The sequence below is a fragment of the Algoriphagus ornithinivorans genome (genome assembly GCF_900115305.1).
Lineage (GTDB): Bacteria > Bacteroidota > Bacteroidia > Cytophagales > Cyclobacteriaceae > Algoriphagus > Algoriphagus ornithinivorans.
This window is the reverse complement of record NZ_FOVW01000001.1, coordinates 1-14,749: the sequence shown is the minus strand read 5'-3', so window position 1 is coordinate 14,749 and position 14,749 is coordinate 1. Positions and strand designations below refer to the sequence as shown.

At 38.9% G+C, this 14,749-nt stretch carries 20 protein-coding genes; 11 read left to right on the top strand and 9 right to left on the bottom strand.

What is annotated here, in order from left to right; all coding sequences use genetic code 11:
* Positions 1 to 97: 97 nt before the first annotated feature.
* The 3 genes from BM073_RS00095 to rocD all read right to left on the bottom strand — a co-directional run bounded on the left by BM073_RS00095 (position 98) and on the right by rocD (position 3,488).
* Positions 98 to 1,312, bottom strand: coding sequence for a porin (locus BM073_RS00095; protein ID WP_091648563.1), 1,215 nt, complete (start codon positions 1,310 to 1,312; stop codon positions 98 to 100).
* Between the two features lie 181 nt (positions 1,313 to 1,493).
* Complete coding sequence (locus tag BM073_RS00090) at positions 1,494 to 2,150, bottom strand: HAD family hydrolase (protein WP_091648559.1); 657 nt, start codon at positions 2,148 to 2,150, stop codon at positions 1,494 to 1,496.
* Between the two features lie 66 nt (positions 2,151 to 2,216).
* Positions 2,217 to 3,488, bottom strand: coding sequence for an ornithine--oxo-acid transaminase (gene rocD, locus BM073_RS00085; RefSeq protein WP_091648554.1), 1,272 nt, complete (start codon positions 3,486 to 3,488; stop codon positions 2,217 to 2,219).
* Between the two features lie 71 nt (positions 3,489 to 3,559).
* Here rocD and BM073_RS18000 point away from each other — a divergent pair, with 71 nt between their 5' ends.
* From BM073_RS18000 to BM073_RS00045, 9 genes are all read left to right on the top strand, one after another.
* Positions 3,560 to 3,718 (top strand): C1orf53 family protein, encoded by a 159-nt coding sequence (locus BM073_RS18000; protein WP_175557828.1) that lies wholly within the window; start codon positions 3,560 to 3,562, stop codon positions 3,716 to 3,718.
* Positions 3,719 to 3,821: 103 nt separating this feature from the next.
* Positions 3,822 to 4,064, top strand: a complete 243-nt coding sequence (rpmB, locus tag BM073_RS00080; RefSeq protein ID WP_091648551.1) for a 50S ribosomal protein L28 — start codon at positions 3,822 to 3,824, stop codon at positions 4,062 to 4,064.
* A 32-nt stretch (positions 4,065 to 4,096) separates the two neighbouring features.
* Positions 4,097 to 4,279, top strand: coding sequence for a 50S ribosomal protein L33 (gene rpmG / locus BM073_RS00075; protein ID WP_009036148.1), 183 nt, complete (start codon positions 4,097 to 4,099; stop codon positions 4,277 to 4,279).
* Between the two features lie 37 nt (positions 4,280 to 4,316).
* Positions 4,317 to 4,469, top strand: coding sequence for a DUF4295 domain-containing protein (locus BM073_RS00070; protein ID WP_091648549.1), 153 nt, complete (start codon positions 4,317 to 4,319; stop codon positions 4,467 to 4,469).
* Positions 4,470 to 4,560: 91 nt separating this feature from the next.
* The gene (ftsY, locus tag BM073_RS00065; RefSeq protein WP_091648546.1) at positions 4,561 to 5,517 is read left to right on the top strand and encodes a signal recognition particle-docking protein FtsY; all 957 of its coding nucleotides are present in this window, start codon (positions 4,561 to 4,563) and stop codon (positions 5,515 to 5,517) included.
* Positions 5,518 to 5,634: 117 nt separating this feature from the next.
* Complete coding sequence (locus BM073_RS00060; protein WP_091648544.1) at positions 5,635 to 6,483, top strand: SPFH domain-containing protein; 849 nt, start codon at positions 5,635 to 5,637, stop codon at positions 6,481 to 6,483.
* A 1-nt stretch (position 6,484) separates the two neighbouring features.
* On the top strand, positions 6,485 to 6,976 hold the full coding sequence (locus BM073_RS00055) for a hypothetical protein (RefSeq protein WP_091648541.1): 492 nt from the start codon (positions 6,485 to 6,487) through the stop codon (positions 6,974 to 6,976).
* Between the two features lie 3 nt (positions 6,977 to 6,979).
* Positions 6,980 to 7,138 (top strand): type II toxin-antitoxin system antitoxin, encoded by a 159-nt coding sequence (locus BM073_RS00050; protein WP_091648538.1) that lies wholly within the window; start codon positions 6,980 to 6,982, stop codon positions 7,136 to 7,138.
* 75 nt (positions 7,139 to 7,213) lie between these two features.
* Positions 7,214 to 7,585 (top strand): hypothetical protein, encoded by a 372-nt coding sequence (locus BM073_RS00045; protein WP_091648536.1) that lies wholly within the window; start codon positions 7,214 to 7,216, stop codon positions 7,583 to 7,585.
* A 14-nt stretch (positions 7,586 to 7,599) separates the two neighbouring features.
* Here BM073_RS00045 and BM073_RS00040 read toward each other — a convergent pair whose 3' ends face one another.
* Complete coding sequence (locus BM073_RS00040) at positions 7,600 to 9,078, bottom strand: TolC family protein (protein ID WP_091648533.1); 1,479 nt, start codon at positions 9,076 to 9,078, stop codon at positions 7,600 to 7,602.
* A gap of 162 nt (positions 9,079 to 9,240) precedes the next feature.
* On the opposite strand from BM073_RS00040, the gene BM073_RS00035 reads away from it, so the two are divergent.
* Entirely contained in the window at positions 9,241 to 10,005 is a 765-nt protein-coding gene (locus tag BM073_RS00035; protein WP_091648529.1) for a class I SAM-dependent methyltransferase, read from the top strand.
* Here the strand turns inward: BM073_RS00035 and BM073_RS00030 are convergent.
* The 5 genes from BM073_RS00030 to BM073_RS00010 are packed head-to-tail and all read right to left on the bottom strand — an operon-like array spanning position 10,002 to position 14,220.
* Positions 10,002 to 10,958 (bottom strand): glycosyltransferase family 2 protein, encoded by a 957-nt coding sequence (locus BM073_RS00030; protein WP_091648526.1) that lies wholly within the window; start codon positions 10,956 to 10,958, stop codon positions 10,002 to 10,004. The two genes, BM073_RS00035 and BM073_RS00030, sit on opposite strands and share 4 nt — an antisense overlap.
* Positions 10,958 to 11,920 (bottom strand): glycosyltransferase family 2 protein, encoded by a 963-nt coding sequence (locus tag BM073_RS00025; RefSeq protein ID WP_091648522.1) that lies wholly within the window; start codon positions 11,918 to 11,920, stop codon positions 10,958 to 10,960. Before BM073_RS00025 ends, BM073_RS00030 begins: the two co-directional genes overlap by 1 nt.
* A 1-nt stretch (position 11,921) precedes the next feature.
* The gene (locus BM073_RS00020; RefSeq protein WP_091648518.1) at positions 11,922 to 12,470 is read right to left on the bottom strand and encodes a DUF4199 domain-containing protein; all 549 of its coding nucleotides are present in this window, start codon (positions 12,468 to 12,470) and stop codon (positions 11,922 to 11,924) included.
* A 6-nt stretch (positions 12,471 to 12,476) separates the two neighbouring features.
* Entirely contained in the window at positions 12,477 to 12,989 is a 513-nt protein-coding gene (locus tag BM073_RS00015; RefSeq protein ID WP_091648515.1) for a DUF4199 domain-containing protein, read from the bottom strand.
* Positions 12,982 to 14,220, bottom strand: a complete 1,239-nt coding sequence (locus tag BM073_RS00010; protein ID WP_091648512.1) for a dihydroorotase — start codon at positions 14,218 to 14,220, stop codon at positions 12,982 to 12,984. Before BM073_RS00010 ends, BM073_RS00015 begins: the two co-directional genes overlap by 8 nt.
* Before the next feature lie 219 nt (positions 14,221 to 14,439).
* Here BM073_RS00010 and BM073_RS00005 point away from each other — a divergent pair.
* A partial coding sequence (locus BM073_RS00005; RefSeq protein WP_245756331.1) for a transposase occupies positions 14,440 to 14,749 on the top strand: 310 nt, incomplete at its 3' end.

Genomic DNA, 14,749 nt, shown 5'->3' with positions numbered 1-14,749 from the left:
TCTTCAAAGTTACTAATGAGAATTTACCTGATAAAGTTTACATAGAAACAAAAAAAGCAGGACAGACCCTGCTTTTTCAATTTTTGGAAAATTCATTTTAGAAATTCACTTGAGCTTGAAGCCTAAGTAAACTTCCTTTTTGTCTGTTATTTGGATTTGAGGAATCCTCGAAAGTTCGATCAGAAATAGTATACATCGTTACCAATTCAAAGTTTTTATGAGGCTGCCATTCAACTCCGATTTCAAATTCTTTTACTCTATGCTTGGTTGCATCGGCCTCAAACTTCTTTCCTCCTTTATAATAATGGTAACGAGTAAACGGAATAATCAACCTTTCTCCTGCTTTAATTTGATAATTGGCCAAAATATACCCCCCACCTAGAGGAGCTTCAACCACTTTACCTGACTCAGGGTCATATTCTGGCCCCACACCCCAGTTATACTCTGCTTGTAAACCAAAAGGCTGAGGATAAATAATTAAAGAAGGTCCATATCGATAATCTTTGAATTCATTCTGACCCGCATCAATTGCTGCACTTGGTCGAACAATATATTTGCCCGAATACCCTTGAAATGAGGCCTCTATGATCTGTCCAGATTTCATCAGAAAAGGATAAGTCATTCTGGACACCACATGAACGCTCTTATTCCTGTCTTGAGCATTCGGACCCTGACCATTGTAAAGGCCAAAACCGAACATTCCGTAATCTCCAGAACCTTTTAGTCCAGATGAGACTAAGTATCGAAATCTATCTCTGATTTCTTTGGGTGCATAATAAAAGAAAACACCTGCCTCTCGCTCATTTGGAACTGCTGAATTCATCCCATCATGTCTATCCAGGGGCAATCTATTTTGACTGGATTGCATATTTTCAAAGCCAAACGGAACCTTTGACTGTCCTATCCGCAAGCGAAACTCTTGCTTAGCATCCAAGGCTAAATCAAAATAAGCATCTCTGATTTGTGCCAAATTGGATCCTCCAGAAGCGAAGTCTGGCTGAATATATAAATAAACCCTTTCATGGATTTGCCCAAAAAACACAAGTCGAATTCGACGGAAGAAAAAACCTCCACCTTCTCCTCCCCAGGATTTATCACACTGATCACACGCCAAGTTAGGGTTAGTCTCGAATAGCCCGTTGTATCTTAACTGGGCATAACCTCGTAATCTGAGCGTTTCATACCATCCCTTTGTCGGGCTTGGCGATGGTACTACCTTGGAAGGTATAGAGTCACCTTGCTCTCCTCTTGCAGAGAGAGCAGTAATGGTCATCACCGCCAATAAAGCAGTGATTGCGAAAATCCTTCGCATGGCAGGAAGATTTAATGAATAATAAATTGTACAGCGCTGCAAAGTACCACTTTAAAAGTGTCTGTATTGTTACCCGTATATTATCAATTCGTTACTCTCCTTAGATTATTAGTAAACAATCAAGCCGTTTTTTGAATTTTTTGAAGTTTAGATAAAAAAAGTTTCACTTCCCTATGAAAAATTAATCCTCGATAAGTCTAATTACAGTTTTTACATCAAGCTCCTTGTAATCGTTAATATATAAATGACATGGCGGCAACTCTTCCTTTTGATGTGAAGAAAGAACCCCCACTACCCTCATCCCCGCATTCAATCCTGCTGTTATACCAGAAAAAGAATCCTCAAACACCAAACAGTTCTCCGGCTTTACCTTAAGATTTGAAGCAGACTTCAGATAAACTTCCGGGTCAGGCTTATGTTTATTCACATCCTCACTTGCCATGCTGGATTCAAAATGCGGAAATAGATCCAGCTTCCCAGCAATTAATTCCAGATTTGCTTTAGGTGCTGATGTCGCTACTCCTGTTTTTAGGTTATTTTTTTTCAGACCGTGAAAAAATTCCAAGAAACCATCAATTGGGTTGACATGGTGCTGATAGATTTCACGAAACAAACCTTCTTTTTCATCTTCTAAAATCAATAGCTCCTCTCCTTCTATTTTTCTCCCAAAGAAATGACTCATTATATATGAGTTACTTTTCCCATACATATGGGCCGCAAATTCTTCTTCCGTTGGAAATAAGTTTCTTTTTGCAAAAAACTCTTTGAATGCCATAGAATGAAATGGATTGGTATGACAGATCACGCCGTCCATATCAAAAATCACTGCTTTACCCATAGTTATATAATAAAAGAGTCGCTTTCCATATTTAAATGAAAAGCGACTAATAGAAATGACAAGAAATTATCGGTTGAATTCAGCAATTACTCTTTCTATAATATCGCAGCACTCATGCAATTGCTCCTCGGTCATTACCAAAGGTGGCGCAAAGCGGATAATATTCCCATGCGTTGGTTTTGCCAAGAGACCATTTTCTGCGAGTTTCACACAAATATCCCATGCTGTAGAACTATCTTCAGAGTCATTAATGACAACAGCATTCAATAACCCTTTGCCACGAACCAATTTTGCAATCGGGAATTTGTCCACCATTTTTTGCATGCGATCCCTGAAAAGTTGTCCAAGTTTCCTGGCATTTTGGGCTAATTTTTCATCGCGAACAACCTCTAAAGCTGCCATAGCTACTTTTACCCCCAGAGGATTTCCTCCAAAAGTAGATCCATGCTGACCAGGCTTGATCACATCCATAATTTCTTTATCTGCCAATACTGCAGAAACTGGATAGAAGCCCCCTGAAATTGCCTTCCCCAAAATCAGCATATCTGGTTTTGTATAAGTCTCCTGCTTTTCACAATGGCCTTGGCAAGTACAATCACCGCAAACTGCCAATAAAGACCCGGTTCTTGCTATTCCAGTTTGAATTTCATCAGCAATCAACAGCACATTTTGCTCCTGACAGGCTGCCTTCGCTTGTCTGATGTAATCATCTGCTGGTGTATACACTCCAGCTTCACCTTGTATAGGCTCCACCAAAAATGCAACTACATCTTCCTGTTGCAAAGCGGTCTTTAATGCTGTTATATCATTATAAGGTATGCGAATGAATCCATCAGTATAAGGACCAAAGTTTTTCCTAGCATTAGCATCATTGGAAAATGAAATGATAGTAGTGGTTCTTCCGTGGAAGTTGTTTTCAGCAACTATGATTTTGGCTTTGTTTTCAGCAATTCCTTTTCTTTCATAGCCCCATTTTCTGGCGATTTTGATGGCTGTTTCCACGCCTTCCGCACCGGTATTCATCGGTAGCACTTTGTCAAAGCCAAAATACTCGGTGATATATTTTTCAAAAGGCCCAAGTACATCATTATAAAAAGCTCTGGAAGTCAAAGTAAGAGTTCCAGCCTGCTCAATTAATGCATCTTTGATACGAGGATGACAATGTCCTTGATTGACCGCGGAATAAGCAGATAGGAAATCATAATATTTTTTTCCTTCCACATCCCATAGGAACACCCCCTCACCCTTGCTTAATACCACAGGCAAAGGATGGTAATTATGTGCTCCATATTTATCTTCCAAGGCGATTGCCTGCTTGCTCGAAGTGATAGTCTCCATGTTTTTTCGTAAATTTGAGTTCTTAATTAATTCCTCTAATGCAAATATAACAAATGCAGAAGAGGGCTACTATGAAATCAGAAAAGAAGCAGGGTAAATTACCTGCCTTGGAGCCGGGAGATTATTATTTGAATGAGCAAGGCCTGATGGTCTTCACAGAAAAGTACCACCTCAAACGCGGTTATTGCTGTGGCAGTGGCTGCAAACACTGTCCATATCCCAAAGGCTGAAAATATTCCTGGATATTTTTAAAAGCCTTTGTTGTTAATTCCCAAAAAGTTCCGATATTTGCAGACTCATTACAGAAACGCATACAAATTACGATACATAATCATGGCAAAAGTTTGTGACATTACCGGAAAAAGACCTCGAGTAGGTAACAACGTGTCCCATGCAAACAACAAAACGAAGCGTAGATTTTACCCAAATCTTCATAAGAAGACTTTCTACGTACCTGAAGAGGATGCATGGATCACTTTAAAAGTGTGCTCTAAAGCATTGAAGACGATCAACAAAAAAGGTATCACTGCAGTTTTGAAAGAAGCGCAGGATAAAGGAATGATTGTAATCAGATAATCAAAGTCACGACGCAATAAAAGAATAAGAAGATGGCTAAGAAAGGAAATAGAGTACAAGTGATAATGGAATGCACAGAGCACAAGAACTCTGGCATGCCAGGTACTTCCAGATACATCACTACCAAGAACAGAAAGAATACAACTGAGAGATTGGAGTTGAAAAAATTCAACCCTATTCTTAAGAAAGTTACTGTTCATAAAGAAATTAAGTAATTTAAGCTCGGATTCAATCCGATAAAACGACAAAGATATGGCTAAGAAAGTAGTAGCAACCCTAAAAAAAGAAGGTGGCGTGTCTTACGCCAAAGTGATTAGAGCCGTGAAGTCTGAGAAGACCGGTGCATACACCTTCAGAGAAGAAATGGTTCCTTCCACATTGGTTCAGGATACCCTTAAGAAATAATTTGCCAAAAGCATCGTAATGATTTCTAGTCCCTCTGTCCATCGGTCAGCAGGGACTTTTTCATTATATTCCACTTTTAAATCATACTATCATGGGAATCTTTGGTTTCTTTTCAAAGGATAAAAAAGAAAGTCTAGATCAAGGACTTCAAAAGTCCAGCGACAATATCTTTTCCAAACTCAGTAAAGCTGTAGTTGGGAAATCCAAGGTGGATGAAGATGTATTGGATGAGCTGGAGGAGATCCTAATCACCTCTGATGTGGGTGTTGACACCACAATCAAAGTCATCCGAAGAATTGAGGAAAGAGTAGCTCGTGACAAATACCTGAATACAGAGGAGCTGGATGTTATCTTGAAAGAGGAAATAGCGGCTCTGTTGGAAGAGAATAATTCACAGGATTTTCTAGACTTTGATTTACCTGAAGACAAAAAGCCCTATGTCATAATGGTTGTTGGGGTGAATGGAGTTGGCAAAACAACCACTATCGGAAAACTCGCTAACCTTTTTAAAAGTGCCGGTAAAAATGTGATTTTAGGAGCTGCTGATACTTTTAGAGCAGCTGCGGTGGATCAATTGATTCTCTGGGGCGATCGTGTAGGAGTACCTGTAATTTCTCACGGGATGAATACTGATCCAGCTTCTGTTGCTTTTGATGCAGTCAAACAAGGAGTTGATCAAAAAGCAGACGTTGTAATTGTAGATACTGCAGGTAGACTTCATACGAAAATTAACCTGATGAATGAGTTGAGCAAGATCAAGCGGGTAATGCAAAAGTTTATCCCTGATGCACCTCATGAGATATTACTCGTACTGGATGGGTCTACGGGACAAAATGCCTTCATTCAAGCAAAAGAGTTTACCAAGGCAACGGAAATCACATCCTTGGCCATTACCAAGTTAGACGGAACAGCCAAAGGTGGAGTAGTTATTGGTATTTCTGACCAATTCAAAATTCCGGTTAAATACATAGGGGTTGGGGAAAAAATGACTGATCTGCAAATCTTCAATCGAAAGGAGTTTGTTGATTCTCTTTTTACCAAGAAATAATCGAAGACCACAAACCAAAGAGGCTCTGGAATTTCCGGAGCTTTTTTTTGCAAAAATTTGAACATTTAATTTTTTCTATCGTAATTTAATATGATATCATTTTAACATCATATTGAAATGGAAAAAATAACCAAACCCATCTCAGGCTATGTGATTCTTTTATTGAACCTAGCCTTGATTCCAGCAGCTATCTTTTCATTGATTAATGGACAAGTAGTGCTGGGAGTCGCTTCAATCTTTGCATTCATTCTCATTATACCGGGCTACTTTATAGTGGAGCCTAATAAAGCCATGGTATTACTCTTGTTTGGAGAATACAAGGGAACAGTGAAAGCAAACGGTTTTTTCTGGGTCAACCCTTTTATGACCAAGAAGAAAATTTCACTTCGGGTAAGAAACTTTGAAAACAAGCCATTGAAGGTAAATGACAAAATCGGTAATCCAGTCATGGTTGGTACCATCGTAGTTTGGCAAGTGGAAGACACTTTCAAGGCCACTTTTGATGTGGATGATTATGAAAACTTTGTTCATCTCCAATCGGATGCGGCAGTTAGAAAAATGGCCGGATCCTATCCTTACGATAATTTTGAAGATGAAGAGGCAGAGGTCACCCTACGTTCAGGTGTGGAAGAAGTAAATCATTCCTTAGAGGAAGAGATTGTAGAAAGACTTAATCATGCCGGGATCAAAGTAATTGAAGCCAGAATTTCCCACTTGGCCTATGCTTCAGAGATCGCCTCAGCCATGCTTCAAAGACAGCAAGCCACTGCAATCGTAGCAGCGAGACAGAAAATTGTAGAAGGGGCTGTTGGTATGGTGGAAATGGCTTTAGAAGATCTCAAAGTGAAAGATATTATTGAGTTTGATGAGGATAAAAAAGCTACCATGGTATCCAACTTGATGGTTGTTCTTTGCTCTGATAAGAGTGCCAGCCCGGTTTTGAATGTAGGAACCTTACATCAATAAAATGGCTAATAGAGTCTTCAATGAAAATCAAAACTACAGAGGAACTTGGGTCATGTATCTTTTGCTCATGACAGAGGTGCCCATACTCATACTTCTTACTGTGGTTTTGATAAACTCTGACAAAGATGTCACAGAGAACTTAGTGGGCCTTACTATTGCATCCATTGCCATCATTGGTACATTTTTGTTAATAATGAATATTCAACTGCAAACAAGAATTGATGATCAGGGTATTCACTATAAGTTTTTCCCATTCATCAACAAATGGAGGAATATTCCAAGAGAAAAAATCAAATCTATCGACGTGATTCATTACAGTCCAATCACCGATTATGGAGGATGGGGTTTGAAAGGAAACAAGACCACCAAGGCTTATAGTATAGTAGGAGATGAAGGCTTACTAATCGATACCGGCGATTCTAAAAAGATAATGCTGGGAACACAAAAAGGGCCTGAGTTACGAGTTTTTATCATTGATTGGAGGGAGGATTAGATTATGTCAAAAAAGAAAGCATTTGCACTTCGTATCGATGAAGAAACCATGAAGGCCATCGAAAAATGGGCTGCAGATGAATTTCGTAGTACCAATGGTCAATTAGAATGGGTGATCAGAGAAGCGCTTAAAAAAGCAGGTAGGCTTCCGAAAAATTCTTAGCAAAGGCTAATAATTGAACTCCAAAGAGAATCATTTCCTTATATAAGTGAGTATATTGGATAAACGAACTTTAAAATGAACACGATAAAGAAAACACTTCTTTTAAGCCTGATTGCAGTTTTTGGATTGATTACAATTCCAAATCTTGCTTCAGCTCAGACGTCGGAGATGTCTAAAGAAGAAAAAAAAGAAATCAAATCGGCCGAAAAGCTAGTCAAGGCGAAGATTGATTTGGGGAAAAAATTAGAAAAGCTTCAAAAAGAAGAAGCAAAGCTGGTCAAAACCCAAACCAAATTTGAAAAAGACAATGCAGCGGGGAAACTTTCCCCAAATGATGTCGAGAAAATCACAAGCAAGATTGCCAAGCAAAAGAAAAGTATTGAAGGCTTGAAAAAGGACATTGAAAAACTCGAGAAGTACATTAATGAAAATGAAGACGGCATATAGCCGTCTTTTTTCATTTAGATCTCAGGTTTATATAATAATTCCTCTTTTTCAAAGTCATACAAGGTCAAAGCCCTTAATTCATAATAGGCGACCCAAAAATCTTTCAATGCATTGAAATAAGCTCTCTTATTGCTGTCTTTTTCATTTTGAGCAATATTCAAATCAGTCACCGTGACATTGCCTGTTTGATATCGTTTCAAAGCAATTTCGTATCTTCTTTGAGCCACTTCATCGGAAGTTTTGGTCACATTCAGCCGTTCCTTGATCATTAGGAAGTTTTTGACTTTGGTAAATATTTCCTGTTCAAAATTTATCACATCCTGCTGCACAGTATAATTTACGAGCTGCTGATTAGCTTCGGCCTGAGCCATTCTCGCCTTATTTCTTCCCCAATCCAAAATAGGCACCGACACGCCTAAATTCACCAAAGCTTGAGTATTTGGGTTGTTGAAAATATCGGGAAAAGCAAAAGCGGCATTATTGTAACCGTAACTCGCATTCAGTTGCATTCCTATTCTCTGACCTTTGGCTTCTGCCACCTGAGCTTCTGCCTCCAATTTCCTGCGATCAAACCCTAGGGCTTCAGACCGGTTTTGAAAAGCCAATCGAATTGCTTCTTCCACATTGACTTCAAAATCAGGCAAGTTTTCAGGAGACAACAAATTAATTTTGGTGCTTGGATCCAATCCAATAAATGAGTTGACTGAGAGGGCGGAACTCTCCAAATCTAATTTCGCCTGAGCTAAATCCTGTCTTGCCTGTAAGGCCTGTAATTCAACCTGCAAAAGTCTATCTTCGAAAGTAGTTCCTAATTCGTAACGCTTCTTTTCAATAGAGAAAATCTCCTCTGTATTCTCGAGATTTTGAGTTGCCACCTGCAAGTTTACCTGAGCTATCAGGTAGTCAAAAAACAATTGAGTCACAAACAAAGAAACCTCTTCCATCTCCTGTACATACTCTCTTTTGCTTTCTTCAAATAGTAAAGGCTGAATCTTCTTATCCCATTTGAATTGATTATAAGCAAAAAGCGGCTGTTGCAACCTGACATTCACAGGAACTCCCGACCAGCGAGTTTGAATCTCATTAGGTCCAGCTAGAAAGTTATCGAAGCGGTTGGTTGAAGTATTCACCGAAATAATACCTCCTGTAGGAGCAATCACCTGCTGCAGCCCCAACTCCAAGTCCATGAAATTCTGTCTTACCTGCAAAAACTCAATGCTACCATCTGGCTGAGTGATACTATTAAAAGCCTGAGAGTAGCTGGGAATTGTCCCATTAAGGCGAAGTTGAGGGTTGTAATTGGACTTGAAAAGCCTGTATTGCCAATACCTGTTTTCCTTTCTGGTCAATGCTCTTAAGGCTGCGGGAGATCTATCTTTAGCTCGTTGAACCATTTCCTGAAGCGTATAAGTAGCTTCATTTTGGGCTTTTAAATTGGTTGGAAAATAGGTCAGAGCAAAAAATAATAAGCCAATAAAGTATCTTTTTTTCATCAGATTTTAAATCATAAAATGGTAATTTGAACTAAAATAATGATAGTTCTACGAATTACAAATTAAGCGCAGAATCCCAAATCCTAAAAAATCCTAAATCCCTTGTATTTGATGATTCTTTCAGGCAAAAATGATTGATTATCTTGCAGCCTGAAAAGCGATATGAAGAAGATAATCAGTTTTGTCATCCGGTATATTCCTAGGCCATTTTTACAAAGAGTGAGTCCTTTGGCTATGAAATTTTTCGCCATCACTAATCGTGGCACCGCAGTTCAATGCCCCGTTTGTGAAAAATCATACAAAAAATTCCTCCCTTACGGCCGGATAGCAAGGGAAAATGCTCTTTGCCCCAACTGCCTTTCCTTAGAAAGACACAGATTGATGTGGCTTTTTCTGAAAGAAAAGACCAACTTTTTTACAGCTCCATTGAGAGTTTTGCATGTTGCACCGGAGCATTGTTTCATCCAGCGATTTGAAGCCCTTCCAAATTTGGAGTATGTCACAGCAGATATTGAGTCCCCCTTGGCAAAAGTTAAAATGGACGTTCATGATATTCCCTTTCCTGAAAATTCTTTTGACGTAGTATTCTGTAACCATGTTCTGGAACACGTAGAAGACGATATAAGGGCTTGTCAGGAGTTTAATAGAGTCCTGAAGCCCAGCGGATGGGGTATTCTCCAGTCTCCAGTATACCCTATAGAAACAACTCTGGAAGACTCCTCCATTACAGACCCTGCTGAAAGAGAAAAACTCTTTGGCCAAAGAGACCATGTTCGAAAATTCGGTAAAGATTACGCAGAAAGATTAAGGCGCTCAGGATTGCGCATAGAAGAAAATCAATTCGTGAAGGAATTATCCACAGAAAAAGTATCTCACTTTGCTTTACCTTCTCAGGAAATCATTTTTGTCTGTAAAAAAGGAGATTAGCCTTTAAATTGTTTTAACACCAACTCATAAATAAGACCTTTCCCATAGGCTGAGAGTTGTATAACTGAGCAGACTAAGGCCAAAAATCCTGTGAGCAATGACTTGGTTTGAAGAGATGCAGAAACTAGGATTAAGAAGGCCCATAGACAGATCAATCCCTGTTGAAGTTGAATAGTTAGAGGATGCCAACCAATCAAAGTAATAAATAGAAATAGGAGAAAAAGGGAAGGAAACAAATGCACCAACTTGATTGCACCTGGATGAAATCTTGACACATTCACTCTGTTTCTCCCAAAAGAAAATGCCTGCTTGGTGAAGCTTAAAAGTGTATTTTTTCGCTTATGATAAACAAAGGCATCTTCTATTAACTCCAATTTAAATCCTGCCTTTTTTATTCGGATACTCCATTCAATATCCTCTCCCCTATTGGGATCCAGAAATCCACCAGTGCTTTCGAAAACTTCTCTGGAAACTCCCATATTAAAGCCTCTTGCCTGATACTTGGAGGGATCTTTTAATTTACCTCTAATACCTCCAGTTGTCCAGAAAGAGGTCATGGCAAAATCCATTGCCTTCTGAAGAGCTGTAAATTCTTCTTTTGCAGCATCTGGCCCTCCATATGCATCCAATTTCCTTTTCGGAATTTCCTGCGATAAGACTTGCAGAAAATTTGGTGGGAGAATTACATCCGAGTCTAGAATGACAAAAAAGTCACCAGAAGCATTTTTCATCCCAAAATTTCGGGCAAAGCCCTGACCTGAATTTTCCTGATAAAAATACCGGACCTCTAGGTCTGAGGAAAATGAAGCCGCAATTTCTTCAGATTTGATGTAAGACCCATCCTCAACAATGACAACTTCAAAATCTGAATAACTCTGATTTTGTAGACTTTCTAAAAGTTCTCGAATTTCATGAGGACGATTATAGACCGGTATGATTACCGAAAATTTCATCAAAAGTGAAAATTGATTTCTTCATCAATTTTGTATTCAGTTTCCTTAGATTGATTAGATGTCATCAATTCTGCAATGAAACCTGTCACAAACAACTGAACTCCTATAATCAAGGCAACCAAGGCCAAAAAGAATAAAGGTTGGTCTACGATTTCCCGAACTGGTTTTCCCTGGCTTAGCCCATAAACTTTTTGAAAAATCAGCCAGCAGGTAATAATAAATCCTGAAAAGAAGGAAAGAGTACCCCACAACCCGAAAAAATGCATAGGCTTCTTTTTATATCTGTGCACAAATGAAACCGAAATCAGGTCTAAAAACCCATTCAGGAAACGCTCGATCCCAAATTTGGAATATCCGTATTTTCTGGCCTGATGCTGAACAACTTTTTCACCGATTTTCGCAAACCCATTCCATTTTGCCAAAAGGGGGATATAGCGATGCATCTCCCCATAGATTTGAATGTTTTTAACCACTTTAGACCTATAGGCTTTCAGTCCGCAATTGAAATCATGAAGTTTTATTCCTGATATCCAACGGGTAACTGCATTAAAAAATCGGGAAGGAATGGTTTTGGAAATAGGGTCATGCCGTTCTTTTTTCCAGCCAGACACTACATCATACCCTTCTTCTGTTATCATTTTAAAGAGTCCCGGAATTTCGTCGGGACTGTCTTGCAAATCAGCGTCCAAGGTAATCACTACTTGTCCTTCAGCCTTTTTAAATCCAGCATCGAGAGCTGCAGATTTGCCATAATTTCGAATGAAATTCAGTCCTTTTATATTTCCATTTTCTTTGGCAAGGCGTTGGATTACTTCCCAGGACTGATCGCTGCTTCCATCATTGACCAGTATAATTTCATAAGAAAAGCCGTTGTCATTACAGACACGGCTAATCCATTGGGTCAATTCCGGTAAAGATTCCTCCTCGTTGAATACTGGAACTACAGCTGAGACTTGAAGCATTTTAATAATCTAGGGACTTATCTCTTTTTTTAAGGATAGCTCCCAAAATTAAGGCAATGATTGCATATACTACCAATCCAAAGCCAAAGTTTTTGATTTGGCCTCCTAGCGTAAAATTATTTCTGGTAGCTTCCCTCATCTCATCCAGCTGCTCAGTACTCATATTATCAGGATTCGCACCAAAACTCTCCATAATTTCCAGAGTATTCTGAACTGATGCATCTGCGAGTACATCTGGTAATGATGGGTCTATCACATGAAATAGTAGGATTTGCCCTACAATGCTAATTATTCCTGAGATGATAATAGCTATAAAGCTAAAGTTAAAGGCAGTCCCGAAACTCATGAACCCACCTAATTCGGCTCTGTATTGCCTTCCAAAGTAAATTATCAATACAAAAAATAATACGATTGCAACTAAGCCAAACCAACCAGAAGCGAGTAAAGTAGAATCAATGAAATACGCTATATAAGTTATTGCCAAAGAAACTAGGCCGATTGTCAAACCAGGTTGGACTGCGGCTTTAAAGGGAGTTTGTTGCTCTTCCATAAGTGATCAATTAGGGTTTTTCCTCAAAATAATAGAAATAATAATGGTAAAAAACAGTCCGGGGATGATTTTCCATATGGCATCATTCAATCCAATGTCAAAAGGAACCATAGATTGTACATTTTTTAAAGTACTCTGATAAGAATCCTCTCCCACTTGAGATATGATAGTGTCTTTACTTGATCCCAAAACCTCAAGTTTGGAGGATTTGATTTCTTCAAATAATTCAGGAAATGAAAGCAAAATTATCCAAATACCTAATCCAGAGATAATGGCTATCAAGCAATAGGTCACGAAACCAACCGACATCCCCTCTGCAAAAGAAATAAAGCCGTTATTAGAATAATCTTTGAAAAACTTCAAAGCCAAAAATATGGATATGGGAGTGATGACATAGCCGAAAATCAAATTAAGATTCGTAGGATCCGGTTCCATCCAAGCTAATATCCCGAAAGCTATGACACTTAAGATTCCACCTAAGGTTCCGAATTGATACGCAGATCCAAAATATTTATTCATCAATTCTTATCAATTGCCCTTTTTGAAACACATACTTCACTTTACCGGTCAACTCAGTTCCGAACCAAGGGTGATTTGCTGAGAGAGACTTATTGGATTTACGATTATAGGTCCACTTTTCCGCTGGATCAAAAATCGTCCAAGAGCTATCCTGGTTATCGGATAAAACTTTGTTTGGCCCATCCGTGATTTTTTCAATCAAAAGATCCCAGCCCAAATCTTTTTCAAGCTTTACCATAGCAGGAAGAAATGTTTGAAGGCCAGACATCCCAAAAGAGGCGAGATCAAACTCCATAAATTTGGAGTCAAAATCCTGAGGCTGATGGTTGGACACCAAGGCATCTATTGTTCCATCTTTGAGGCCTTTAATCAAGGCTTTTCGATCTCCAATACCTCTGAAAGGTGGAATCACTTTATAATTTGGATCAAAATCCTTTAAGTCAGAGTCTGAAAACAAGAGTTGATAGATGGATACATCAGCAGTAACGGCCAAGCCTTCTTTTTTAGCTTGTCTTATTAATTCCACCCCTTTTGCTGTAGATACTGTTTGAAAATGTACTCTGCCACCAGCGTAGCGAATCAATTCCAGGTTACGGTGTATGGCCACTTCTTCGGCCAAAGAAGGCATCCCTTTCATACCCAAATGAGTAGACATCTCTCCTTCGTGCATTTGTCCGAAAATAGACAATAAAGGATCATATGCATGGTCAAACAGAATACCCTCGAACTTCTGTAAATACTGAATAACTTTTAAATAGCGATCGCTATTAGAAAGGGGCTTATTACCTTCTCCAAAAATCCTAACACCAGATTGGTAATGCATATCCAAGATTTCGGTCAGATCTTCTCCGTCGGTGTTCTTCGTTACAGCACCTTGGACAACCAATTTAGGAGAATACTGAGCAGCCTTGGATTTGATGAAATCAACCTCATTTTTGGATTGAACTACGGGATCTGTATTGGGCATTAAAACAGCCCTTGAAAAACCACTTACTTGAAGTGATTCGCATAAACTTTCAATAGTTTCCTTGTATTCCAATCCGGGTTCTCCAGCTTTAACGCGAAGATCAGTCCAGCCTGGACTAGCAATCCAGCCTGATGCATTTATTTCTTTTTTGGGTGATTCTTCGGAGGAAGAAAAAGGAGTGAAATTCCCTTGATCAAAAATAAAATCTCCCTGAGTAGATTTTCCTGAAGCAATGAGGGTGATACCTCTGAATAGTACAGCCATTATTTCTGATTTGCTACAAAACTGCAACAATATTCTAAAAATGAAAAATAAACTTCAGTGTCAGGGGATAAATCTATTCATTACCCTTCGTGGGAGGAGTAATTGGGTAATTGGTTATTGAGTTATTGGTTATTGAGTTATTAGTTGTCGGGTTTTTGGAAAGAATTCAAAGCTAGGCCTTGTCATTCCCTGAAATAGGTTGACCGTTTTTAAATCAGAATGAAGATGCTAAAAACGGGAAAAAGGATCAATTCACATCGTAAATTTTCTGAAGAATTTAAACGTAAATTGGTAGACGACTTCGAAAAAGGAGTCATGTCTGTTCCTCAAATGCAAAAGCTTTACGGAGTTTGTAATGCTCTTATTTATCGTTGGATTTACAAGTATTCTACTTACAATGAAAAAAATATCAGAATCGTTGAGATGAAAGACAGCCAGACACATCGGTTAAAGGAACTCGAAGAAAAGGTCAAGGAGCTCGAGCGAACCGTTGGACAGAAACAGATCATGATTGACTATTTAGAAAAGA